Raw genomic sequence first — 24,099 nt, 5'->3', positions numbered from 1 at the left:
ACTCACCGGCGCCGCGTTTATTCAGGAAGTACGCGTTATCGTTGACGTTTTTCGCGAGCAAGCTAGCTCCTACAGGGGGCGGCGTCGGTTCAGTTCTTGAGCGGCGCCAGATACAACCGCACTAGCCCGCGCAAGGTCTTGCGCCCCCAGAACTTCAAAGGGATCTGCTTGAGCACCTCCCGCGCCAACGGGCGGTCGCGGTCGGCGGTCTTGAGAAACATCGAGTTCAGGAAGTTGTAGCGAACCGCGTCATAGGCCGGGTGCTCGCTGAACTTGGCGTAGGTCTTGAGGATGTTCTGGATCATGTAGCGGTGGTTCTTGTACGTGTTGCTGGCGTGCTGGCGATACTTGGCCATCACCACGTCAAGGGCGTCGATGGTGTAGCCCGCCGCCGTGATCTTCAGTTGGATCAGCAAGTCTTCCAGGGGAATCTGCGGGTCGAAACCACCGACCTCCTCCAGCACTTCGCGACGAATCAGCATGGTCGGCGCCGGTGGAAACGGCTTGCGGTCCAGGAACAGGTCATCGAAGTCCAGACGGCGAAACGGCACGTCGCGACGCTGTTTCTTCTCCGGGTGCAGGTTGCCATCCCCGTCGATCAGCTCGATATTGCCAGCACACATGCCCACTTTCGGCTTGCCGTCCATATACGCCACCTGGGTGGCAATACGGTCCGGCAACATAATGTCATCCGAGCCGAACGGTGCGATCAGGCTACCCTTGGCGCGAGCGACCGCACCGTTCAAGGTCGCGCTGAGCCCTTGGTTCTGCTGCACCTGGAAATCAAAGCCGTGCTCGGCCTGCAAGCGCTGGATGCGTTCGACGCTGTCATCCTTGGAGCCGTCGTCGACTACCAACAGCTCGATATTGGGGTAGGTCTGCCCCAGCACGCTAAGAATGCTTTGCTCGATGTACTGACCATGGTTGTAGGAAGCGATGATCACCGAGACCAGGGGTTGTTGCTGATTCATGCTCTACCTACTTCACGCAAACCGGTTTCAATCAGGGTCAGGTACTTGTGCTTGAACTCGTCGAGGGTGTGGTTGGCCTCCAGATAGCGGAACACCTCCTCACCCTTGGCGCGCAATTGTTCATCGCTCATGGCCAGGTAAGTGTCCAGGGCCGCAGCCAATTGTTCGACGTTGCCCGGATCATGGGACAAGCCGCCCGCGCCATGCACCAGTGGCAGCATCGCCGGGCCGTTGGAGGCAATCACCGGCAGATGGCCGCTCATGCCTTCCAGCAAGGCCAGGCCCAGGCCTTCGAACAGCGACGGCATGGTCCAGATATCGAAGCCACGCACGTACTTCATGCCGTCTTCGCGAAAGCCCAGCAAGTGCGCACGGCCGGTCAGGCCCAGGCGCTCGATGTCGGCACGCAGGTCGGCTTCGGCACGGCCGGAACCAATAATCCCCACCTGCGCCTCAGGGTATTTGTCCTTGAGCGTGGCGAAGGCTTGCAGCAGGTGGGTATGGCCCTTGATCGGCACGAGGCGGCCCAGGGCGCCGATCATCCGTGCATCCGTTGGCAGGCCCAGGGCCTTGCGCGCGTCCTCACGAGACAGCTGCAAAGCCTCGGCCTGGGGAATGTCGATAGCGTTGGTGACGTAGGTGGTGTTCTCACGGGTGAAGCCGCAGTTGAGGTCTACCAGGTAGTCCTTGACCGCTTCGGACACCCCGACAAAGCGCCACGCCGGGCTGACCCAGCGCTGGGTCTGACGCCGACGGTAACCACGGGCGTACTCGCCAAAGCCGTGGGAGATGCCGATGCACAGCGGGATCTTCAACCAGCGGTTGAGCGACAGCATCATGTTCACCGACTTGAAGCGGTTACAGATGACCACGTCGAACTTCTGCTCGCGGCAGTACTTGTAGATCTGCCACATGGCGCCAAAGCGAATGCCCTTGAGGGACTTTTCCGGCAGCTCGAAATAATGGGAGTGCTCGGCCACGCTCAGGGGCTGGCCGGGCAGCGGGCGCCCACTGAGAAATCCGGAGGTCACCTCGAAGCGCTCGGCCGGCAGGGATTTGACGATTTGCTCACCCAAGTCCGCGAAGTCATGGGTCTTGACGTTGTAGTCCGGCTGTAACTGCAAAACCTTGAAACGAGGCTTCATAACTCTCCATGCAGCGATCTGGCTACGGGCATGCAGCCCGGTAAAAAGGGCGACAGGCGCATAACGGCCTGCCTTCAATCGGCTCTCAGTCCTGCTTCAGGACCCACAACAGCTCGTGACGGCGCACGGCCTTGCGGAAGAATTCGTTCTCGCCATAGGGCGATGGACTACGGCCCGCCAGCAGTTGCTGCAACCACCTACGCACTCGACGCTTGAACGGCGCTGGCGGCTGCAGGTCGTGCATCATGCCCAGGGCCATGGCCTTGTCCTGCTGCTGGCTCAAGGCGAGAGCGAAACTGCACGGCACCAGTTCCACAGCACCATCGAAACGTGGCGGCAGCGCCACGCCAGCGCCGGAATCGCCCATTGGCCAGCGGTCGTTATCATGCAGGTGATTGGCGTAGCCGAGCAATGTGTCGGGCTGCCACTCCAGGCCCTGCAAGGCTTCCAGCACTGCCGCGTGGGCGCAGATATGGTCGGCGTGAGGGTCAAGCAACGGCGTGGGCAAGACGATGACCTGGGGCCGCGCCTTGAGCAGCAGCGCCCGCAGGTCGGCGATCAGGTTATGCCAGGTCGGTGCACCATCAGCATCGCCAGGCAGAGCAAAACCATTGAACTGGCGGAACAGCCGCGTATCGGCCAAACCGGCTTCGCGGGAGGCTTGAGGCTGATCTGGCGCGGCCTGCATGGCTTGCAATTGCATGCAGAAGTACCCCAACTGCACGCACTGCGCCTCGGGCACGCCCGCCCAGCGGGGCACGGCGACGCTGTCCCAGGCCCGCAAACGGCCCTTGAGGCGCGCAGCTTCAGCCTTGGGCAGGCCCATGTGCTGATAATGCTCAGCTTCGATTTCACCGGCCGTCAGCGTGACGATCCAGCTTTCAGTCGCCTGGCTGTAAAGGCTGAACGCAGCCAGCTCGGCATCGTCGGCATGGGGCGCGATCACCATCACACGTTGCTGGCGATAGTCCGGCTGGCGAAAGCGCCACAGCGTCGGCTGCCCCTTTATCCGGCAAAAACGCCCGCGCAATTCGAGCTTGCCCGCGGCCAAGGCTTCGGCGGCGCCGGTCAGGTTCAGATAACGCCGCCCAGCGACGCCGCGCTCGAAGGCTTGCCGGTCCGGGCTTTGCAGGCCCAACAGGTCCACCGCAGGGTCGAAGAAACGCCCCAGCCAGGTACTTTTCAACTCAATGCCGACGATCAGGGTTTCATCCGCCGCCAACGGCGCATCCAGCAACAGCCGGCCCGCCTCCAGGCGCAAGCCGGGCTGTTCGCTGCCGGCCGGGAACGCGTACTCATAGCTGTCTTTGGGCGAGTAAAACAGGTGATCGGCAAACCAGGCTTCATGGGCGGCCCACAGCAGCACCGCAAGGATCAGCGGCAACCACCAGGCGACCAGTACGCCGGTGGCGACCAACACCAGCACGCCGATCAATAGCGCAATACGCTTGTTACGCCGATGGCGCTTGAGCAGTTGCTGTTTACGGCTCATACACTGAACACCGGCACCGGGTTGCACCAGCGCTCCTTGTATTCACGGTCGGAACGCCCGAAGGAGAAGCGCAGCGACTTGTTCGCCGCCCGCGCCTGCTCCCAGGCACTTTGGGTATTGAGAAAACTCAGCACGCTGCCGGGGCTGAATGCACGGGTTTCAGGGTCGACGCCGCCATTGACATACTCGGCACTGAACCACTCGTTGGACTGCACCTGATACACCAATTGCACTGCAATCGGCGCGTCGTTCAGAAACAGCACCGAGCCGAACAGGAATTCCTTGAGCAACTCCAGCACCTCGGCCAGACGCGCCGCGCCCGCCGCCGGGAAGCCCCAACGACGCTGGAACAGGTCGCAATAGATCGCCGCCAGTTCTACGCTGGAAAACTCACTGACCGCCCTTACCAAGCCGCCCGCCTCTTCCAACAGGCGCAGTTCACGCCGCTGGTTGTAGCGAAACTTCTTCGACAGGTCTTCGGGAGTACGCGCCATGGCCAATTGCTCGGCCTGGGGCTTGAGGGTGCTCACGCGCCCTTGATTGAGCGTCGACAGGTAGCGCGCACGATGACGCAACGGCAGCTGCGCATCGGCAGCAATCGGCAGGATGATCTCGGCGTTGCCCAGGTCAAACAGGCCTTTCTTGCCGCTGCGCTTGAGCACATCCTTGGACAGCGCCAGGTCGCGTCCCCAGGTGGCGATTGCCCCCTTGAGTTCACCACCGTGCTCCCAGCCCAGGTAGCGCACAGGTATCTGCGCCAGCCCGGCCAACCGCTCAATCACCTGGGGATGGGTCGCCACACTGCCGCCGTAACGCTGCCAGGCCTGGGCGTAAACCTCGGCCTCGACAGGCGCCCAGCCACGTTCACGCCAGCCCTGGAAGCGGTTCAGCATTTAAACCACGGCGTCATAAGGGTCCACGCCGTCCTTGACCACCAGGATGTCTTCCATGATCAGGTACTGCAGGTCCGAGCCGAAGAACATGTTCAGCGCGTCGGTCGGCGAGCAGATCATCGCTTCGCCACGACGGTTGAGCGAGGTGTTCAGGGACACGCCGTTACCGGTCAGCACTTCCAGCTCTTTCATCATGTCGTAGTAGCGCGGGTTGTATTCGCGCTTGAGCACCTGGGCGCGGGAAGTACCGTCTTCGTGCACCACTTCCGGTACACGGGTCTTCCACTCTTCGGCGACTTCAAAAGTGAAGGTCATGAACGGCGCCGGGTGATCGACCTTGATCATCTGCGGGGCCACGGTGTCGAGCATCGACGGGCAGAAAGGCCTCCAGCGCTCGCGGAACTTGATCTGGTGGTTGATGCGATCCGCCACGCCGGTCGCACTCGGGCAACCGATGATCGAACGACCGCCCAAGGCACGCGGGCCAAACTCCATGCGGCCCTGGAACCAGGCCACCGGGTTGCCGTCGACCATGATCTTGGCAATGCGCTTAGGCATGTTCTCGATCTTGCGCCAGTTCGGCTTGCTCTCGTGCTTGGCGCACGCGGCGATCACGTCTTCGTTGCTGTAGGACGGGCCGAGGTAGACGTGTTCCATCTTCTCGACCGGTACGCCACGAGCATGGGACACGTAGGCCGCCGCACCGACGGCGGTGCCGGCATCGCCGGAAGCCGGCTGTACGAACAGCTCTTTGACGTCGTCACGGGCAATGATTTTCTGGTTCAGCTTGACGTTCAGCGCACAGCCGCCGGCGAAGGCCAGCTTGCCGGTGTCCTTGAGGATGTCGCCCAGGTAGTGTTCGATCATCTGCAAGGCCAGTTTTTCGAACAGCGCCTGCATGCTGGCTGCATAGTGGATGTACGGTTCGTCGGCGATGTCGCCTTCGCGTTTCGGCCCCAGCCACTCGATCAGTTTTGGCGAGAAGTAGAACCCCTTGCCCTTCTCTTTGTAGCGGCGCAGGCCGATGACGTTGGCGTAGTCGGTGTTGATCACCAGTTCGCCGTTTTCAAAGGAGGCCAGGCGCGAGAAGTCGTATTTGCTGGCATCGCCGTACGGCGCCATGCCCATGACCTTGAACTCACCATCGAGCATCTCGAAACCGAGGAACTCGGTGATTGCGCCGTACAGGCCGCCGAGGGAGTCCGGATCGTAGAATTCCTTGATCTTGTGGATCTTGCCGTTTTCGCCGTAGCCAAAGAAGGTAGTGGCGTACTCGCCCTTGCCGTCAATGCCCAGGATAGCGGTTTTTTCCTGGAAGCCCGAGCAGTGGTAGGCGCTGGATGCGTGAGCCAGGTGGTGTTCTACCGGTTCAATCTTGATTTTCTTCGGATCGAAGCCCAGTTGCTCCAGGCACCAGACGATCTTGTTGCGATAGCGCTTGTAGCGACGGTTGCCCATCAGGATCGCGTCAAGGGCGCGGTCCGGGGCGTACCAGTAACGCTTGGCGTAGTGCCAGCGCGCCTCGCCGAACAGGCTTATCGGGGCGAACGGGATCGCCACCACGTCAACGTCCGAAGGCTTGATGCCAGCCTGCTCCAGGCAGAACTTCGCCGACTCGTAGGGCATGCGGTTCTTTGCATGTTTGTCGCGTACGAAGCGCTCTTCTTCGGCGGCCGCAATCAGCTTGCCGTCGATATACAGGGCTGCGGAAGGATCATGGCTAAGGGCGCCGGACAGGCCAAGAATCGTCAATGCCACTGGGGTCTAGCCTCTTTTAGTCTGCATGCAGGCGCATCGCGCCTGAAAAAAGTGTGTTTCCCGCCGGGGCGGGAAACAGCTAAAGGGCGGGATTATAGCTTAAAAGCAGTAGGAAGCTGTTAGCGCAGCTCGATGCTGCCGTCCGCGCTTTGGCGGTAGATCGTGTAGGGCAGGACGAGCGTGTCCAGGACAGCAGAAACGGGCACATCAAGAATGCCCCAGGGAATACCATTCAGCGAGAGATCACTTGCGGAGTTCGGCGGTCCATGCAAGACACACAAGTCATAAACCACGCCGCTATAAACACGCGGAACAGAGTTGCAGTACGTTTTCTTCCTCTTGAGGTTCAGAACAGTGACGTCATCGCCACGCAGTACCGTGGTCGTAGTGCCGCAGCCGCCCATGAGCAACGATATTCCCAGCAATACCAGCAACCTCAGAATAGGAGTCCGCATAGTTGATTCTTCTTGTTTGTTAATAAAGACCGAAAACCTAACACCACAGAACCAAGGCTTCAGGCTTACGCAGTCGACGCTAAGCGTAGGATGCATCCCATTGCGCCCAGCGGTAAGGATTTCGGCAAATCAGAGGGCGAGTCGTTAAACTTGTAACATTTTCGCCTACGCCCCTCACTTGCGCGCTACCAACCGGCCTTTTCATGACTCCTTCTGCCCCAACCTGCCTTGCCTTACTGCTGGGCCTGTGTAACACCGCCCAGGCCGACAATACGCCCCTGATCCTGGACCCCAGCGTGGTCACCGGCTCGCGCAGCGCCAGCCCGACGTTCGATTTGCCCTATTCCGTGGACGGCATCAACCGCGAGCAGATCAGTGACGGCCAGCTCGGCATCAACGCCTCCGAAGCCCTGTCCCGCGTGCCCGGCCTGGTGGTGCAGAACCGTCAGAATTACGCGCAAGACCTGCAGATCTCGTCCCGAGGCTTCGGCGCCCGTTCAGCATTCGGCGTGCGCGGCATCAAGCTGATCGCCGACGGCATCCCCGCCAGTACCCCGGATGGCCAGGGCCAGGCCGCGACGTTCAACCTCGACACGGCCGAGCGCATCGAAGTGCTGCGCGGCCCGGCGGCGACGCTGTATGGCAGCAACGCCGGGGGCGTGATCCAGATGTTCTCCCGCGACGGTGAAGGCCCGCCGCGTATCGGCGCCGAAACCCTGGTGGGCAGCGACGGCCTGAACAAGAACCACCTCAGCGCCGAGGGCGCGGCGAATGGCGCCGGGTTTGTGCTCGACGCCTCGCGCATGGACACCAACGGCTACCGCGATCACAGCAGCGCGCGCCGCGACCAGACCTTCGCCAAGCTCAATGTCGAGCCCGATGACGACAGCAAGCTGGCATTGATCTACAGCAGCCTGGAGCAGAACGGTACGCAAGATCCACTGGGGCAAACCTGGGCAGCGTACAAGGCAGACCCGCGCTCGGTAAGCGCCAATGCGCTGAACTACAACACGCGTAAAAGTATCGATCACCAGCAATTGGGGATGAATTACGAGCGGTATTTCGGTGGCGCGACCTTGCAGGTCAATACCTACACCGGGAGGCGCAGTGTGATTCAGTACCTGTCGATCCCCAAGGGCACGCCCGCCAACGAACGCGGCGGTGGCGTAGTGCAATTTGATCGAAAGTTCTACGGCGGCAGCGTGCGCTGGCTGCAGCCCATCGAAAGCGCGCCTGGCGAGCTGACGATCATTACCGGCCTGGACTTCGACCAAAGCGAAGACAGCCGCCATGGCTATCAGAACTACAGCGGCAACACCCTCGGCGTGAAAGGCCAACTACGCCGCGACGAAATCGACACGGCTCGCAGCCTCGACCCGTATATCCAAGCCAACTGGGCCCTCGACCGCTGGACCCTGCAAGCCGGCGTGCGCCACAGCACGATGCAAATGGACGTTGACGATCAGTTCCTGAGCAATGGCGACGCCAGCGGCAACAAGACCTACCAGAAAAACACCCCTTCGATGAGCGTGATGTACGCGTTCACCCCCGACTTGCACGCCTACATCAGCGCAGGCAAAGGCTTTGAAACCCCGACTCAGGCCGAGCTGGCCTATGCACCGGGCAACGCCGAGGGCTTCAACTTCGGCTTGAAGCCGTCTGAAAGCACGCAATATGAAATGGGCGTGAAAGCGCAACTGAACAACACGCGGATCAACGCCGCCATTTTCCAGATCACCACCGAGGACGAACTGGTGGTGCAGCAATCCATCGGTGGCCGTACCAGCTACCAGAACGCCGGTCGCACGTTGCGCCGCGGCTTCGAACTGGGTGTTGAAAGCCAGCTGAGCGACCACTGGAGCACCAGCCTCGCCTACACCCGCCTGCACGCAACCTACGACAGCGACTTTACCAGCGGCGCCAACACCATCGACAAAGGCAACTACCTCCCCGGCGTGCCACAAACCACCCTGTTCGCCGAACTGAACTGGAAACCACGGGACTGGGTCAGCACCGCCATCGAAGGCATGTACCGCAGCAAGGTCTACGTAGAAGACACCAACCAACAACACGCCGCGCCGGCCTACAGCGTCTTCAACTGGCGCGCACGGTTTGAGCAGAAGGTAGAGCACTGGACCTTTCACCAGACCCTGCGCCTGGATAATCTGCTGGATCGTCAGTACGTGGGGTCGGTGATTGTGGGGGATGGCAATAACCGCTACTACGAAGCGGCGCCGGGGCGCTCGTGGTATGCGGGGGCTGGGGCGCAGTACCAGTTCTGAATGCAGCGCCTGGACGGGCGCCATCGCGGGCAAGCCCGCTCCCACATTTTGACCGCGTTCACAGATCAAGTGTGGGAGCGGGCTTGCCCGCGATAGGTTTAACTGCCGACACCCGCCTCTTTGGGCAAGCGCTGGTCAATCACCTGGTACAGCGCACTGCCCTGCGGCCAGTTACGCATAAACCTTGCACGGTCTTTGGCATAGGCCGGCGCAAAGCTGGCAGCGGAAGAGTGCTGGCACATCGCATCCAGGTCAATCATCGCCCAGCGCCCGTCATTCCAGAACAGGTTATGGCCCTTGAAATCCCCATGGCTGATGCGCTCGCGGATCAAGTCGGCAAACAGCTGGTCCAGCGCCTGCAACTCGCTCTCGGGCGCCTCGCCGCTCTCCACATACGGCGCAAAGCGCTCGATGATGTCCGGCCCAGGCAGGTATTCGGTGACCAGATAGGCGCGGCTGCGCAACCACAGGAACCGTTTCTCCAGCACCGCCAGCGGCTTGGGTGTGGCGAAGCCCAGGAAGGCCAGGCGGTTGCCTTCGCGCCAGGAGTGCCAGGCGCGGCTCGGGCGCCAGAAGCGCTTGAGCCAATGGGCAAAACCCTTGATGTTGTAGCGCTTGATCACCAGCGGCCGGCCGGCCACGTCGACCTTGGCCACGCTCGCCGCGCCACCGGTCTTGTACAGGTGACCCTGGTCGAGCAACGCATCGGCTTGCTCAAGCACCGGCACCATCGCAGCTTCCTCTTCGCGGCGGATCGCACGCAAGCCAAAAGCGCCGCGCACCACACTGAACAGCGTGCATTCGCGGCCGGTCTTGTCCAGGTAGTCTCTCAAGCGCCAGGCGCTGACTTTACGCACCTGTTTTTCCAGGGCTTGCATTGGCAAGGCGTGTTCGCCGTTGGCCAGCAAGTAATACACCAGCAACTCTTCGGTAAAAGGTTCGAGGTTTTTCGGCAGTTGGGCGAAGAACACACCGAGGTTCTCCAGCACTCGATTGCGCGACAGCGCCTTGCCCGCCTCTTCGACACGAATGCCGGCGCCATCGATCAGATACAGCTTGCCATCCTTGCGCAACAAGTTGTCCAGGTGCAGGTCTTCTTGCCACAGGCCCTTGGCATGCATCTGGGCGATCGCGCCCAGCGCTTCGGCGAGCACAGCGGTTTGTTCGTCCGCCAACGGCGGCAGGTTTTCGACGGCGAGCCAAGCGTCGGACAGGCTTTGGGCCCCCTCGATAAATTCAAACAGCAGCCAACCACCCTCGCCGTCCTGCAAGCCATCGGCCAGCAGCAACGGCGTGGTCAGGCCTTGCTCAGCCAACAGACGCACACCCGTGAGCTCACGCTGAAAATGCCGCGCCGCCTTGCTGCCCACCAACAACTTGGCCAACACCGGGCGACCGCGCCACACGGCGGCACCCACGTAGCGCTGCCCCGGCAACACCCGCAGCAGGCTCAGCAATTGCAATTGCCCAGGGCCGGCGGCATCCGCCAGGTCAAGGGTCAGTGGCAGGCTGGGGGTACGCCCAGCCGATTTCAGCTCGGATAAACGCATCAGCGGTTCTCCTTGTGGCTGCGGCGCGCGGTCAGGCGCTGGTGCCAAGTGGACACCAGGGCACCGTCCTCGGGCTGCTCAAGGTACGCCGCCAGCAGTTGGCGCACCTGCGCATCCGACCATTGCGGCGCGCGGCGCAGCAAAGGTTCCAGGTCCTTGACCCGGTCACGCCAGCCAAACAACAGCGGGCGGGTTTTCTCCAGGTCGATCAACTGTGCGGCATACCCCTCACCGGCAGGCTGCAGGAAAATATGCTTGGGGTAAAAACAGCCATGCACCTGCCCGACGCTGTGCAGATGACGCGCCAGCTTGCCGCAGGCCAACAGGATCGCACTGTGCTGTGCTGCGCTCAATTGCGCCCACTGCTCCAGCAACGAATCCAGGTCATTCCAGCCATCCAGCGCACGGGTGAGCAGCATCGCCCGGCGCTCGCCCTTGACCTTGCGCTCACCGAAGAACGCCGCTTGCAGGGCCGGGATGCCGAGCTTTCGATACAGGCTGATGTTGCGAAACTCGCGGGCAAAACTCGGCTCGCCAAACGGCCGGTGCAAGGTGCGTGTGAGGTAGTTGCTCTGGCGTTTGAGGTAGTAGCCCTGCCCCTCAAGCTCCAGGCGATACACACTGCTCCAACCGTCGCCGCTGGTGTTCGGCTCGTCCACCGCATCCAGTTGCTTGGCCCACAGGGCGTCGAAGGTCGCCAGGCCGTTGCGCTCAAGCAGAGCGCGGTCTTCAGCCGCCAGGAAGTCACTCATTCGCGTCCCTCGAAAAACTTCACCACATGGCGAATTCGCTGTTTGTCCGACGCGGTCAGGTGCGCGCGCTGGCGATATTGCAGGTAGAAACGCAGGCGCTGGGTGGCCGACAAGTGATACTTGGCGACTTTGTCCAGGCAGGCCAAGTCCTTGGTGATGCGGTACTTGAGCCAGAAGCCGCGCCAGAAATCACCGTTGGGGCAGTCGATCAGGTACAGGGTGCGCTGGTCGTCCACCAGCAGGTTGCGCCACTTCAAGTCGTTATGGGTGAAGCGGTGATCGTGCATGGTGCGCGTGTATTCGGCGAGCTGGCGGCTGATGCCATCGACCCACCGGGGGTCTTTGAGGCGCTCATCGTGACGCTCGGCCAGCACCGACAGATCTTCGGTCTTGGGCAGTTCACGGGTGATCATGGCGCCACGGTTATAGGCCAGGCCCTTGCGGTCCAGGCCCCAGGCCACCACGTCGGCGGTGGGGATGCCCCACTTGGCGAAACGCTTGAGGTTCTGCCATTCGGACTTCACCCGCGGCCGACCCAGGTAACGACGCAGGCCCTTGCCGGCACCTACGTAGCGCTTGACGTAATAATTGACCCCGCCACGCTCCACCCGAATCACTTCCGACAACGGGTCGCGGGTCAGCCGCTCGCCTTGCAAGGCGAACACCGCGTCCAGGCTTCCAAAGTCATCCGCCAGGGCGGCGTAGGCAGGTTCCAGATTCCAACCCGCCATCAGATCGCATCCCCGTATCGTTGTTTACGCGCATACAGCTTTGCTGCCATGCGTTCCAGCGCAGACAACAGCGCGGTTTGCTCCGCCAGGATCTGGCGCAGCGGCTGCTGGAAATAGGCCTTGAGAAAACGCAGCTTGTCGCGCTGGGTCAAGCCGATCTCCAACGCGGAGTAATACAGGCCGGCCAAGTCTTTGTTGCGCCAGCGCACGGGGATCGTCGCACGCACCTGGGCACGGTGCAGGTCGATCACCGACAGCTTGAGGTTGTCGACACTGATGGGCCGGTCGGTGTGCAGCAGGAAATGGCAGAGGTAGCAGTCACGGTGGTTGACGCCACCGCGGTGCATCGCGCCCACGGTACGCGCCAGTTCAAGGGTCAAGGCATGCTTGATCGCCGGCACGGGCGGTTGCTTGACCCAGTCGAGGGTCAGGTCTTCCAGGCTGATGATGGGGGTCAGTTCCTGGGTGATGATGAACGAGTGCTGGTCGGCCGGGTTGCTGCCTTTTTCACCGAACGCCACGGCGGTCATGGTCGGTACACCAAGCGCCTGCAAGCGCTGGATCGCCACCCACTCCTGGCCCGCGCCCAACACCGGTAATTTGGCAGTAACCAGGTTCTTGAGGATTTCGCCCCAGCCGATCCCACGGTGGATCTTCACAAAATAAGGCTGGCCCTCGACCACCGTACGCAACGTACGGCGAGCGGCCAGCTCGCGGAACACCTGGCCTTCCAGCTTCTCGACCTCGGCGAACGCATCGCGTCCGGCCCACAGGGTCTTGAAGGGTTCGGCTAGAATCAACTTCATCGGTTTGGCTCCGCCAGAATCAGGTCCGCAGCGTACTGCGGCATGCTAAAGAGGTCGGCCGTCTCGGCGAAGGCCAGACCATTGCGACTCCAGGTCGCACGCGCTTGTGGGTCGTCGAGCATATCGACCAGATACTGGTTGAGCTGGGTTTGCTCGAACGGCTCGTCCAACACCCGGCCGCTCTGGGCCTTGTCGATGTAGAACGCATAGCCGCACACCTGGCTCACCAGTACCGGGAGGCCGGCGACCACCGCTTCGACCAGCACCATGCCGGCCGCCTCGTTGTACGCAGGGTGAATCAACAGGTCCGCCCCCAGCAGGAAACGCGGAATATCATTGCGGCCCTTGAAGAACTGCACCTGGTCGCCCAGGCCCAGCGCCGCGCTCTGCAATTGGAATACTTTGGGGTCGTCCTGGCCAATTACAAATAGCCGGGTGCGTTTCTTCAGGCGCGAAGGCAGAGCGGCCAGCGCCTTGAGGCTGCGGTCGACGCCCTTGGTCTTGAACCCCGAACCGATCTGCACCAACAGCAGATCATCCTCGGCCAAGCCGAATTCAGCGCGGAACTCGGCGCGGATCTCGGCAGCGTTCGGCGGCGCGCGGCGGTCGCGGGCAATACCCGGTGGCAACAGGTGAAAACGCTCGGCCTGGGTGCCGTAATACTGGGTAAACAGCTGTTGCTGATGCTCGGACAACACCATGATCTGCGTCTTGGCGTTTTTATCGAACACGGCGCGCTCGTATTCGGCAAAGTGCTTGTAGCGCCCGAACCAGCGATACATCGGGTTGCGCAGGGTCTGGGCCTTGTCCTCGAACACACCGTCGGCGGCAAAATACAGGTCCAACCCCGGCATCTTGTTGAAGCCCACCACGCGGTCCACTGGGCGCTTGGCCAGGTCGGCCTGGATCCAGGCGTAGAGCTTTTCGTTGCGGCGGTGGTTGACCAAGGCCTTGACCGGCGCCACCAGCACCTCAAAGCCTGGCGGGATATCGCCTTCCCAGATCAGGGTGTACACCCGAATGCTGTGGCCGCGCTGCTGGCATTCCAGGGCGATGCGCATGAAGTCGCGCTGCAGGCCACCGAAAGGAAAGTACTTGTACAGAACAAAAGCCAGTTGCATCAGTGCTGCTCCTCGGCCAGTAACAACGTGCTCAGCCGGCTTGCGACACGCTCAGGGTTCAAGCGCGTGAAGCACAGGGGCGACTCGCGGGCGATGTCGAACCGCCGCAGGTCGTCGGCAGTGGGTTGATAAGTGCACTGTTTTTGCAGGCAAGGCGCACACGGCCAGTCGCTGGCCAAGTGAATCTGGCCCTTGCCGTAGGCACCGGTGAGGCCTGGGTTGGTGGGGCCGAACAGGGAAATGGTCGGCACGTCCAATGCCGCCGCCAAGTGGCCAAGGCCGGTGTCGACGGCCACGCAGGCACGGGCGCTCGCCAAGACACGGGCAACGCCCGCCAGGTTGAGCTTGGGCAACACTTCGGCGTTGGGCAGGCCGAGGGCCAGGCGTTCGGCCCGCGCCTTTTCGGCGGCGTTGCCCCACGGCAGCTTTACATCGACGCCCAAACGGCCCATGCGTTCGGCCAGCTCGCGCCAATAGGCTTCGGGCCAGTGCTTGGTGTCCCAGGTAGTACCGTGCAGCAGCAATACGAACGGTTTTTTCGGCGGCAGGCCAAGCAGCTTTTCAACGCTCAGGCCGTAGTCGCCCAGGCGTTGGGGCAGGTCGTAGCCCAGCGCCACGGCGAACAGCTGGCGCAAGCGCTCCACCGCATGCTGCCCACGGGCCACGGCCAGGCGCCGCGAATAAAAGCGCGCAGCCAGGGGTTCACGCGCAGAATCTTTGTCGAAGCCGGCGATGGGCTCCCGCACATAGCGGGTCAGCCAGGCGCTTTTGAGCAAGCCCTGGGCATCGATCACCAGGTCATATTTGGTCGACTGCACCGCCTGCTTGAACCGCCGCCATTCACCGCTCTTGATGGTTTGCCAGAGGTTCTTGCGCCAGCGGCGAATCGCTACCGGGATGACCTTGTCGACCGCCGGGTGCCAGGTTGGGATTTCGGCAAAGCCTTCTTCCACCACCCAGTCGAACCGAATGCCGGGAATCGCCCGTGCTGCATCAGTGAGGGCCGGCAAGGCATGGATCACGTCGCCCAGGGATGAGGTCTTGATTACCAGAACCCGCAACTCAGTGAACCTCGACCACGTCGCCCTGCAAACGCTGCAAGGCATCGGTTACCGGCTGGGGCAGCAACTGGCGCAGGCAGTTGTAGTGGCCGAAGCGGCAGGTGCGGTCAAAACACGGACTGCAATCCAGACCCAGGCGCACCACTTCGACCTTGTCGGCCAACGGCGGAGTGAAGCCTGGGGATGTGGAGCCGTACACGGCCACCAGCGGACGGTTCAGCGCCGCCGCCACATGCATCAGGCCGGAATCGTTGGACACCACCGAGTCGGCGCACGACAACAGGTCGATGGCCTCAGCCAGGGACGTGTCGCCACTGAGGTTCACCGCTTCTTCACGCAGGCCGGGTATAAGGCGCTGGCGAATGTCTTCGCCCACCGAATGATCGTTCTTGGAACCGAACAACCACACCTGCCAGCCTTCGCGGATCTTGGTATCAGCGACTTTGGCGTAATGCTCCGACGGCCAGCGCTTGGACTCGCCAAACTCGGCGCCAGGGCACAAGGCCAATACGGGCCGATCCAGGGTGAGGCCGAACTTGGCCAGCGCCGCGTCGCGGGTCACCGGGTCGATCTGCAAGCTGGGGCGTGGGTACGGCTTGGGCAGTTCAGCACCCGGCTCGTAGGCCAAAGCCATAAAGCGTTCGATCATCAACGGGTAACGGGCTTTATCCAGGGTGCGCACGTCGTTGAGCAGCACATAGCGAAACTCGCCGCGCCAGCCGGTGCGCTTGGGGATACCGGCAAAGTACGGCACCAGCGCCGACTTCAGCGAGTTAGGCAGCAGGATCGCCTGGTCGTACTGGCCGGCCATGGACTTGCCGATGCGTCGGCGGGTCGCCAACTCAAGGGCGCCGTGGCCGAGCGGGAAGCTCAAGGCCTTGCGCACCTCGGGCATGCGCTCAAGGATCGGCCGGCTCCACTCAGGGGCGAGCACGTCGATCTGGCAGTCTGGATAGCGCAGGCGCAGGCACTGAAACAGTGTCTGTGCCATCACCATGTCACCGACCCAACTGGGCCCAACGATCAGAATATTCATGTAGTTTCCACAAACGATGCGGGGAGGCCTATGCCTCCCCGCCTCGATAATGACTGTAGATCGCGGTGCGCCAGGGAGCATCTTTATGTGGGAGCTGGCTTGCCTGCGATCGCATCACCTCGCTATCCCTGATAAACCGAGGCGCCTGCATCGCGGGCAAGCCCGGCTCCCACATCAATCCGCATCCCATATAAAAATTGGCGACGCCAATCAGTCGAGTTTCAATTTAAGCCCAGCGCCTGCCAGATTCGCATCACCTGTCGCCGCTCGTCGGCGAACTGGTCCCCGGCTACCGTACCGGCCTCGTTCTGCAAAGCCTGGCGGTGCGCGGCTGAGCGGTAAGCCTTGTACACTTCACGCAGCAAATGGGCATCGGCGGCGGGCATGAGCCCGACCTGCTCCAGGCCCTCCAGAATGCGGATATTGTCGGTGTAGCGCAGCAACGATGGATGTTGCGCAGACCACGCCAAAGCCGCGTATTGCACCATAAATTCAATATCGACGATACCTCCGGCGTCCTGCTTGAGGTCGAACAGCGCCGTGGCCTCGAAGGCATTGGCGCCCCTGCCGGCCGTCGTGGCCTTGGTGCCCAGGTTGTCACGCATCTTGGCACGCATCTCGCTGACCTCCTGGCGCAGCTTCTCCAAGTCCCGCTCACGCCCCAACACGTTAGCCCGTACCTGCTCGAACGCCTGGCCCACATCCTGGCTGCCCACCAGTACCCGCGCGCGGATCAGGGCCTGATGCTCCCAGGTCCAGGCTTCATTTTGTTGATACCGATCAAACGCCCCCAGGGAACTCACCAACAAGCCGGATGCGCCGGAAGGTCGCAGGCGCATGTCCACTTCATACAGCTGGCCGGAGTTGGTCTGGGTGGTCAGCAGGTGAATGATGCGCTGGCCCAGGCGTGTGAAGAATTGCGCGCCATCGATCGGCTTGGCACCGTCCGTCTCGGCCTGGGGGTCGCCGTCATGGATAAACACCAGGTCCAGGTCCGAACCATGCCCCAGTTCGATGCCGCCCACTTTTCCATAACCGACAATGATGAACCCAGGATCGCACAGGGTGCCGTCCAGTCGCTGCGGCGAGCCGTGACGGGCGACCGTCTGGCGCCAGGCCAGGGCCAGCACTTGTTCAAGAATCGCTTCGGCCAGCCAGGTGAGGTAGTCGCTGACCTTCATCAACGGCAGGCTGCCGGCGATTTCGGAAGCGGCCACCCGCAGGCGGTGCGCCAGTTTGAAATGGCGCAAGGCTTCCATTTGCTGCTCAAGGTCATCTTCGGGAATGCGCGTGAGGCGCTCGCGCAACTCAGCGGCCAGCTCCGGCGCCAGCGGCGGCTTGAACAAGCGGCCTTCGTTGAGCAATTCGTCCAGCAACAGCGGAAAACGGGTGATCTGCTCGGCGATCCACGGGCTGGCCGCGCACAATGTCAGCAGGCGACGCAGGGCGTCGGGGTTCTCAGTCAGCAACACCAGGTAGGCCGAACGCCGGGCAACGGCTTCCACCAGCGGCAACACGCGCTCCAGGACCAGGTCCGGGTTGGCATGTTCAACGGCCTGGGCCAGCAGGCGCGGGATGAACGCATCCAGGCGCTCGCGCCCCAGGCGCTGCATGGCGCGCAACTGCGGGCTGGCGCGCAGGCTGGCCAAGGCCTTGAGGGCCTTGGGGGCATCGGTGAAACCGCCTTCACTCAGTTGGCGACACGCGGCGTCGTCATCCTGGGACTCCTCCCACAGCGGCAGCCATTCACCACCGACCACCAATTCGCTTTCTTCGCCCTCTTCTTCATCAGGGTCGGCAATCACCTGGCGAAAGTGCCAATCCACACGGCCACGCCAGTACATCAGTCGCTCATGGAACGCGCCCCAGTCACTGAAGCCCAACATAAAGGCAATGCGTGCCTGGTCTTCGGGGCTGTCCGGCAGCATTTGCGTCTGGCGGTCGGCAATCGCCTGGATCGCATGCTCGGTGTAGCGCAGGAACTCGTAACCGCTGCGCAGCTCGCTGATCACCGCCGCGGGCAAATACCCCTGGCCTTCCAGCGTGCCCAGCACGTTCAACAGCGGGCGTTGCTGCAGGCTGAGGTCGCGGCCGCCATGGATCAGTTGGAATGCCTGCGCGATAAATTCCACCTCACGAATGCCGCCCGCGCCCAGCTTGATATTGTCGGCCATGCCCTTTCGCCGCACTTCCTGCTGGATCAGTTGCTTCATGGTGCGCAGCGCTTCGATGGCCGAGAAGTCCAGATAACGGCGAAAGACAAACGGGCGCAGCATGTCGAGCAGTTGCGCGCCAGCCACCTGGTCGCCGGCCACCACCCGCGCCTTGATCATGGCGTAGCGCTCCCAGTCCCGACCCTGGTCCTGGTAGTACTGCTCCAGCGCGTTGAAGCTCAGCACCAGGGCGCCGGCCGAACCGTAGGGGCGCAGGCGCATGTCGACGCGGAAGACAAAACCATCGACGGTCATCGGGTCCAGGGCCTTGATCAGTTTTTGACCCAGGCGAATAAAGAACTCCTGATTATCCAGGGCGCGCTTCACGCCCACCGTTTCACCACCTTCGGGATAAGCGAAGATCAAGTCGATATCCGACGACAGGTTCAGCTCCACTGCACCGAGCTTGCCCATGCCGAGGATGACCATGTGCTGTGCCTCGCCGCTGCGTGCGCCGGTCGGCGTGCCGAACTGGGCGCAGTGGCGCTGGTACAGCCATTGATAGGCCTGGTCGATGCAGGCGTCGGCCATGTCGGACAGATCGCGACAGGTTTGCACCAGGTCGGCCTGGCGTGTGAGGTCGCGCCAGATGATGCGCACCTGCTGGCGCGTGCGTTGGCGGCGCAGCACGCGGCCCAGTTCATCTTCTGTTTCGGCCTGTTGCACGGCACCGGCTATCTGGCTGCATAGCTCGCCGGGCGCGAAACCGCGGTCCAGCTCGCCCCAGGCCACCAACTCCAGCAACATCAAAGGGTCACGAACACTCTGTTCAATGACGAAATCACTGGCGGCGCACACGCGGGCGAAGTCGGCCCACCGTTGCGGCGCCCACGCAGAAAGGCCATGATCGTCATCCAGCGCGGCCACCGCGTCACGAAATGACTGTTCGGCCCGGTTGGCGTAAGGCAACAGAATGGCCGGCAGTTCGGCCAGCGTTGGAAGGCTCATGGTCTATCCTTGATCGGCGTGTAAATGGCGTGTAGTTGTGAAGGCAAGAGCCATGCTCGGTGAAGGACTGTCGAACAAAGGTTAGAAATAGCTGAAATTAAATTAATCTTGGCAGGCAATATCAAAGTTTCACCTTTTCTTGTTCGCAATAGACCAACAATAACGATTATGCTCACCAGCAAGACCGAGCCATACGCTCAGTCTTGTGTAGTTTTACTACTCGTATATACATTCGAAAGGCTGAAATGGCCGACGATTTGTAGTAAAACTACAGGACGCCGAAGCAACCTTCGGCCATCCAAGAATTTATGTCGTCTGCCCACAAGGCCAGTCGCAAACTTCAGGCAACCGATTCTGGTAGCCTTTCCGCCCTGGAGCAAGCCATGCAAGACCTCGATCCCGTCGAAACCCAGGAATGGCTGGACGCCCTGGAATCGGTTCTCGACAAAGAAGGCGAAGACCGTGCTCACTACCTGATGACCCGTATGGGCGAACTCGCGACCCGCAGCGGCTCGCAACTGCCTTACGCCATCACTACGCCATACCGCAACACCATCCCCGTTACCCACGAAGCACGCATGCCTGGCGACCTGTTCATGGAACGCCGCATTCGCTCGCTGGTACGTTGGAACGCCATGGCGATGGTAATGCGCACGAACTTGAAAGATTCGGACCTGGGCGGTCACATCTCCAGCTTCGCTTCCAGCGCAACCCTGTATGACATCGGCTTCAACTACTTCTTCCAGGCCCCGACCGACGAACACGGCGGCGACCTGATCTACTTCCAGGGCCACACCTCGCCAGGCGTCTACGCCCGTGCGTTCATGGAAGGTCGCATCAGCGAAGAACAAATGAACAACTTCCGCCAGGAAGTCGACGGTCAGGGCCTGTCGTCCTACCCTCACCCTTGGCTGATGCCTGACTTCTGGCAGTTCCCGACCGTTTCCATGGGCCTTGGCCCGATCCAGGCGATCTACCAGGCACGCTTCATGAAGTACCTGGAAGCCCGTGGGTTCATCCCGGAAGGCAAGCAGAAAGTCTGGTGCTTCCTGGGCGACGGCGAGTGCGACGAACCGGAATCCCTGGGCGCCATCTCCCTGGCCGGCCGCGAGAAGCTCGACAACCTGATCTTCGTCATCAACTGCAACCTGCAGCGCCTCGACGGCCCGGTTCGCGGCAATGGCAAGATCATCCAGGAACTCGAAGGCGTGTTCCGCGGTGCTCAGTGGAACGTGACCAAAGTCATCTGGGGCCGTTTCTGGGACCCACTGCTGGCCAAGGACGTCGACGGTATCCTGCAACGTCGCATGGACGAAGTCATCGACGGCGAGTACCAGAACTACAAGGCCAAAGACGGCGCGTTCGTTCGCGAGCACTTTTTCAACACGCCTGAACTCAAGGCCATGGTTGCCGACCTGTCCGACGACGAAATCTGGAAGCTCAACCGTGGCGGCCACGACCCGTACAAGGTCTACGCGGCGTACCACGAAGCGGTCAACCACAAAGAACAACCCACCGTCATCCTGGCCAAGACCATCAAGGGTTATGGCACCGGTGCCGGCGAAGCGAAGAACACCGCGCACAACACCAAGAAAGTCGATGTCGACAGCCTGAAGTTGTTCCGCGACCGCTTCGACATCCCGGTCAAGGACGAAGAGCTGGAGAACCTGCCGTTCTTCAAGCCAGAGCCAAACAGCGCCGAAGCCCGCTACCTGAGCGAGCGTCGCAGCGCACTGGGCGGTTTCGTACCACAGCGCCGCGCCAACAGCTTCAGCGTACCGACGCCAGACCTGAGCACCCTCAAGGCTATCCTTGACGGCTCGGGCGACCGTGAAATCTCCACCACCATGGCCTTCGTGCGCATCCTGGCGCAGCTGGTCAAGGACAAGGACATCGGCCCGCGCATCGTCCCGATCATTCCGGACGAAGCCCGTACCTTCGGTATGGAAGGCATGTTCCGTCAGTTGGGCATCTACTCCTCCGTCGGCCAGCTCTACGAGCCAGTCGATAAAGACCAGGTGATGTTCTACAAGGAAGACAAGAAGGGCCAGATCCTCGAAGAAGGCATCAACGAAGCGGGCGCCATGAGCTCCTTCATCGCTGCCGGTACTTCGTACTCCAGCCACAACCAGCCAATGCTGCCGTTCTACATCTTCTACTCGATGTTCGGCTTCCAGCGTATCGGCGACCTGGCTTGGGCCGCTGGCGACAGCCGCACCCGTGGCTTCCTGATCGGCGGCACCGCCGGCCGCACCACGCTGAACGGCGAAGGCCTGCAACACGAAGACGGTCACAGCCACATCCTGGCTGCCACCATCCCGAACTGCCGCACCTTTGATCCAACCTACGGCTATGAGCTGGCGGTGATCATCCAGGACGGCATGAAGAAGATGACCGAAGAGCAGCAGGACGTTTTCTACTACATCACCGTGATGAACGAGTCCTACCAGCAGCCAGCCATGCCGGCCGGTGTGGAAGAAGGCATCATCAAGGGCATGTACCTGCTCGAAGAAGACACCAAGGAAGCGGCGCACCACGTACAGCTGATGGGCTCCGGCACTATCCTGCGTGAAGTACGTGAAGCGGCGAAGATCCTGCGCGACGAGTTCAACGTCGGTGCCGACGTATGGAGCGTCACCAGCTTCAACGAACTGCGTCGCGATGGCCTGGCCGTAGAGCGCAGCAACCGTCTGCACCCTGGCCAGAAGCCAGCCAAGAGCTACGTCGAAGAGTGCCTGGCCGGCCGTAAGGGTCCAGTCATTGCCTCTACCGACTACATGAAACTGTTTGCTGAACAAATTCGCCAGTGGGTCCCGTCCAAGGAATTCAAAGTCCTGGGCACCGATGGTTTCGGCCGCAGTGACAGCCGCAAGAAGCTGCGTCACTTCTTCGAAGTCGACCGTCACTTCGTGGTGTTGGCAGCCCTGGAAGCCTTGGCTGACCGTGGTGAGATCGAACCCAAGGTGGTGGCTGACGCCATCGTCAAGTTCGGGATCAACCCGGAAAAACGCAACCCACTGGACTGCTGAGGAGATTTTTTGTGAGCGAACTCATTCGCGTACCTGACATCGGCAGCGGTGAAGGTGAAGTAATCGAGCTGTTTGTGAAGGTCGGCGACACCGTCGAAGCCGACCAGAGCATCCTGACCCTCGAGTCGGACAAGGCGAGCATGGAAATCCCTGCTCCCAAGGCCGGCGTGGTCAAAAGCCTGAAAGTGAAGCTGGGCGACCGCCTGAAAGAAGGCGACGAACTGCTGGAGCTGGAAATCGAAGGCGCTGCTGATGCAGCCCCTGCGGCCGCGGCTCCGGCCGCCGCTGCACCTGCACCTGCTGCTGAAAAGCCTGCCGCTGCCGAGGCTGCTCCAGCCCCGGCCGCTGCACCTGCCGCCGCGACCGTCCAGGACATTCACGTCCCGGACATCGGTTCGTCGGGCAAGGCCAAGATCATCGAGCTGCTGGTCAAGGTCGGCGACACCGTCGAAGCCGACCAGTCGCTGATCACCCTGGAGTCCGACAAGGCTTCCATGGAAATCCCATCGCCGGCTGCCGGCGTGGTGGAAAGCATCGCGGTCAAGCTGGAAGACGAAGTCGGCACCGGTGACTTCATCCTCAAGCTCAAAGTACAAGGTGCTGCGCCAGCCGCCGCACCAGCACCGGCTGCTGCTCCGGCTGCCAAGGCTGAAGCGGCACCTGCCGCTGCTGCCCCTGCTCCGGCCGCAAAAGCCGAAGCTGCGCCAGCCCCTGCGGCTGCTGCGCCTGCGCCTGCGCCAAGCGGTGCCAAGGTTCACGCCGGCCCAGCCGTGCGTCAGCTGGCCCGTGAATTTGGCGTCGAGCTGAGCGCTGTTGCAGCCAGCGGCCCTCACGGCCGTGTGCTGAAGGAAGACGTGCAGGTTTACGTCAAAGCCATGATGCAAAAAGCCAAGGAAGCTCCGGCTGCCGGCGGCGCTACCGGTGGTTCGGGCATTCCGCCGATCCGCACCGTGGATTTCAGCCGTTTCGGCGAAATCGAAGAAGTGCCGATGACCCGCCTGATGCAAATCGGCGCGGCAGGCCTGCACGCCAGCTGGCTGAACATCCCGCACGTGACTCAGTTCGACCAGGCCGATATCACCGACCTGGAAGCGTTCCGCGTTGCGCAGAAAGCCGTGGCCGAGAAGGCCGGCGTGAAGCTGACCGTGCTGCCACTGCTGCTCAAGGCCTGTGCACACCTGCTCAAGGAACTGCCGGACTTCAACAGCTCGCTGGCGCCAAGCGGCAAGGCGATCATTCGCAAGAAGTACGTGCACATCGGCTTTGCGGTCGACACCCCGGATGGCCTGCTGGTACCGGTCATCAAGAACGTCGACCAGAAGAGCCTGCTGCAACTCGCTGGCGAAGCGGCTGCGCTGGCTGCCAAGGCCCGCGACAAGAAGCTCACCCCGGACGACATGCAGGGCGCTTGCTTCACCATCTCCAGCCTCGGCCACATTGGCGGCACTGGCTTCACGCCAATCGTCAACGCGCCGGAAGTGGCGATCCTGGGTGTGTCCAAGGCCACCATCCAGCCTGTGTGGGACGGTAAAGCGTTCCAACCCAAGCTGATGCTGCCACTGTCGCTGTCCTACGATCACCGTGTGATCAACGGCGCCGCGGCTGCGCGCTTCACCCAGCGCCTGAGCCAGTTGCTGAACGACATCCGCACCATCCTGCTGTAAGTCGCAGGGCCTTCCTGTTGCCGGGAAGGCCCTTGCCACACCGATTTCCGAGCGCCACGCTCGTACCTCAACCCCGCCACTTGGCGGGGCTTTTTTTGCCTGTATTTTGTAGGAGCGAGCCTGCTGTGGCGAGGGAGCTTGCTCCCGCTGGAGTGCGAAGCGCTCCCAAGATTTTGGGGCCGCTGCGCAGCC

Annotated in this window: 17 protein-coding genes; 3 read left to right on the top strand and 14 right to left on the bottom strand. The window is 61.8% G+C overall.

From position 1 onward, the window contains the following. Positions 1 to 89: 89 nt before the first annotated feature. The 6 genes from BT204_RS05185 to BT204_RS05160 form a co-directional block, all read right to left on the bottom strand. Positions 90 to 971 carry a glycosyltransferase gene (locus BT204_RS05185; protein ID WP_072445868.1) on the bottom strand — a complete coding sequence of 294 codons (882 nt, stop codon included), beginning with the start codon at positions 969 to 971 and terminating at the stop codon, positions 90 to 92. Beyond that, a complete protein-coding gene (locus BT204_RS05180) occupies positions 968 to 2,116 on the bottom strand; it encodes a glycosyltransferase family 4 protein (RefSeq protein WP_054896246.1) in 1,149 nt (382 codons plus the stop codon). Before BT204_RS05180 ends, BT204_RS05185 begins: the two co-directional genes overlap by 4 nt. Before the next feature lie 85 nt (positions 2,117 to 2,201). Then, complete coding sequence (locus tag BT204_RS05175) at positions 2,202 to 3,608, bottom strand: PIG-L deacetylase family protein (RefSeq protein ID WP_072445866.1); 1,407 nt, start codon at positions 3,606 to 3,608, stop codon at positions 2,202 to 2,204. Then, positions 3,605 to 4,501 carry a GNAT family N-acetyltransferase gene (locus BT204_RS05170; protein ID WP_072445864.1) on the bottom strand — a complete coding sequence of 299 codons (897 nt, stop codon included), beginning with the start codon at positions 4,499 to 4,501 and terminating at the stop codon, positions 3,605 to 3,607. Before BT204_RS05170 ends, BT204_RS05175 begins: the two co-directional genes overlap by 4 nt. Further along, a complete protein-coding gene (locus BT204_RS05165; RefSeq protein ID WP_072445862.1) occupies positions 4,502 to 6,259 on the bottom strand; it encodes a carbamoyltransferase family protein in 1,758 nt (585 codons plus the stop codon). Positions 6,260 to 6,378: 119 nt separating this feature from the next. Beyond that, positions 6,379 to 6,714 carry a YceK/YidQ family lipoprotein gene (locus tag BT204_RS05160; protein ID WP_054896243.1) on the bottom strand — a complete coding sequence of 112 codons (336 nt, stop codon included), beginning with the start codon at positions 6,712 to 6,714 and terminating at the stop codon, positions 6,379 to 6,381. A 203-nt stretch (positions 6,715 to 6,917) separates the two neighbouring features. Here BT204_RS05160 and BT204_RS05155 point away from each other — a divergent pair, with 203 nt between their 5' ends. Beyond that, positions 6,918 to 8,996 (top strand): TonB-dependent receptor family protein, encoded by a 2,079-nt coding sequence (locus BT204_RS05155; RefSeq protein WP_054896242.1) that lies wholly within the window; start codon positions 6,918 to 6,920, stop codon positions 8,994 to 8,996. Between the two features lie 98 nt (positions 8,997 to 9,094). Here the strand turns inward: BT204_RS05155 and BT204_RS05150 are convergent, their stop codons facing one another. The 8 genes from BT204_RS05150 to glnE form a co-directional block, all read right to left on the bottom strand. Then, positions 9,095 to 10,546: a lipopolysaccharide kinase InaA family protein gene (locus tag BT204_RS05150; protein ID WP_057975424.1), complete on the bottom strand. Its 1,452-nt coding sequence runs from the start codon at positions 10,544 to 10,546 to the stop codon at positions 9,095 to 9,097. Then, positions 10,546 to 11,298, bottom strand: coding sequence for a lipopolysaccharide kinase InaA family protein (locus tag BT204_RS05145; RefSeq protein ID WP_034125618.1), 753 nt, complete (start codon positions 11,296 to 11,298; stop codon positions 10,546 to 10,548). Before BT204_RS05145 ends, BT204_RS05150 begins: the two co-directional genes overlap by 1 nt. After that, a complete protein-coding gene (locus BT204_RS05140) occupies positions 11,295 to 12,029 on the bottom strand; it encodes a lipopolysaccharide kinase InaA family protein (protein WP_003187993.1) in 735 nt (244 codons plus the stop codon). The genes BT204_RS05145 and BT204_RS05140 overlap by 4 nt, the downstream gene beginning before the upstream one ends. Then, positions 12,029 to 12,835, bottom strand: a complete 807-nt coding sequence (gene rfaP, locus BT204_RS05135) for a lipopolysaccharide core heptose(I) kinase RfaP (protein ID WP_014716628.1) — start codon at positions 12,833 to 12,835, stop codon at positions 12,029 to 12,031. The genes BT204_RS05140 and rfaP overlap by 1 nt, the downstream gene beginning before the upstream one ends. Further along, the gene (locus tag BT204_RS05130) at positions 12,832 to 13,956 is read right to left on the bottom strand and encodes a glycosyltransferase family 4 protein (protein ID WP_014716627.1); all 1,125 of its coding nucleotides are present in this window, start codon (positions 13,954 to 13,956) and stop codon (positions 12,832 to 12,834) included. The genes rfaP and BT204_RS05130 overlap by 4 nt, the downstream gene beginning before the upstream one ends. Beyond that, positions 13,956 to 15,017, bottom strand: a complete 1,062-nt coding sequence (gene waaC, locus BT204_RS05125) for a lipopolysaccharide heptosyltransferase I (protein ID WP_072445860.1) — start codon at positions 15,015 to 15,017, stop codon at positions 13,956 to 13,958. The genes BT204_RS05130 and waaC overlap by 1 nt, the downstream gene beginning before the upstream one ends. Position 15,018: 1 nt before the next feature. Further along, positions 15,019 to 16,053 (bottom strand): lipopolysaccharide heptosyltransferase II, encoded by a 1,035-nt coding sequence (gene waaF, locus BT204_RS05120; RefSeq protein WP_054918888.1) that lies wholly within the window; start codon positions 16,051 to 16,053, stop codon positions 15,019 to 15,021. A gap of 221 nt (positions 16,054 to 16,274) precedes the next feature. Next, on the bottom strand, positions 16,275 to 19,214 hold the full coding sequence (gene glnE, locus BT204_RS05115) for a bifunctional [glutamate--ammonia ligase]-adenylyl-L-tyrosine phosphorylase/[glutamate--ammonia-ligase] adenylyltransferase (protein WP_057975422.1): 2,940 nt from the start codon (positions 19,212 to 19,214) through the stop codon (positions 16,275 to 16,277). A gap of 383 nt (positions 19,215 to 19,597) precedes the next feature. Here glnE and aceE point away from each other — a divergent pair, with 383 nt between their 5' ends. Then, positions 19,598 to 22,243, top strand: coding sequence for a pyruvate dehydrogenase (acetyl-transferring), homodimeric type (aceE, locus tag BT204_RS05110; protein WP_003187985.1), 2,646 nt, complete (start codon positions 19,598 to 19,600; stop codon positions 22,241 to 22,243). Between the two features lie 11 nt (positions 22,244 to 22,254). Beyond that, positions 22,255 to 23,907, top strand: coding sequence for a dihydrolipoyllysine-residue acetyltransferase (gene aceF, locus BT204_RS05105; protein WP_072445858.1), 1,653 nt, complete (start codon positions 22,255 to 22,257; stop codon positions 23,905 to 23,907). Positions 23,908 to 24,099 lie beyond the last annotated feature (192 nt).

This window comes from Pseudomonas sp. NFPP02 (assembly GCF_900119355.1).
In the GTDB taxonomy this organism is placed as follows: Bacteria; Pseudomonadota; Gammaproteobacteria; order Pseudomonadales; family Pseudomonadaceae; genus Aquipseudomonas; species Aquipseudomonas paracarnis.
Note: the sequence above shows the minus strand (reverse complement) of the source record. Positions and strands in the feature narration are given on the sequence as shown.

Excerpts from the sequence above, each read along its gene's own strand:
- BT204_RS05185 (WP_072445868.1), bottom strand. The coding sequence starts at position 971 with ATGAATCAGCAACAACCCCTGGTCTCGGTGATCATCGCTTCCTACAAC.
- BT204_RS05180 (WP_054896246.1), bottom strand. The coding sequence starts at position 2,116 with ATGAAGCCTCGTTTCAAGGTTTTGCAGTTACAGCCGGACTACAACGTC.
- BT204_RS05175 (WP_072445866.1), bottom strand. The coding sequence starts at position 3,608 with ATGAGCCGTAAACAGCAACTGCTCAAGCGCCATCGGCGTAACAAGCGT.
- BT204_RS05170 (WP_072445864.1), bottom strand. The coding sequence starts at position 4,501 with ATGCTGAACCGCTTCCAGGGCTGGCGTGAACGTGGCTGGGCGCCTGTC.
- BT204_RS05160 (WP_054896243.1), bottom strand. The coding sequence starts at position 6,714 with ATGCGGACTCCTATTCTGAGGTTGCTGGTATTGCTGGGAATATCGTTG.
- BT204_RS05155 (WP_054896242.1), top strand. The coding sequence starts at position 6,918 with ATGACTCCTTCTGCCCCAACCTGCCTTGCCTTACTGCTGGGCCTGTGT.
- BT204_RS05150 (WP_057975424.1), bottom strand. The coding sequence starts at position 10,546 with ATGCGTTTATCCGAGCTGAAATCGGCTGGGCGTACCCCCAGCCTGCCA.
- BT204_RS05145 (WP_034125618.1), bottom strand. The coding sequence starts at position 11,298 with ATGAGTGACTTCCTGGCGGCTGAAGACCGCGCTCTGCTTGAGCGCAAC.
- BT204_RS05140 (WP_003187993.1), bottom strand. The coding sequence starts at position 12,029 with ATGGCGGGTTGGAATCTGGAACCTGCCTACGCCGCCCTGGCGGATGAC.
- rfaP (WP_014716628.1), bottom strand. The coding sequence starts at position 12,835 with ATGAAGTTGATTCTAGCCGAACCCTTCAAGACCCTGTGGGCCGGACGC.
- BT204_RS05130 (WP_014716627.1), bottom strand. The coding sequence starts at position 13,956 with ATGCAACTGGCTTTTGTTCTGTACAAGTACTTTCCTTTCGGTGGCCTG.
- waaF (WP_054918888.1), bottom strand. The coding sequence starts at position 16,053 with ATGAATATTCTGATCGTTGGGCCCAGTTGGGTCGGTGACATGGTGATG.
- glnE (WP_057975422.1), bottom strand. The coding sequence starts at position 19,214 with ATGAGCCTTCCAACGCTGGCCGAACTGCCGGCCATTCTGTTGCCTTAC.
- aceE (WP_003187985.1), top strand. The coding sequence starts at position 19,598 with ATGCAAGACCTCGATCCCGTCGAAACCCAGGAATGGCTGGACGCCCTG.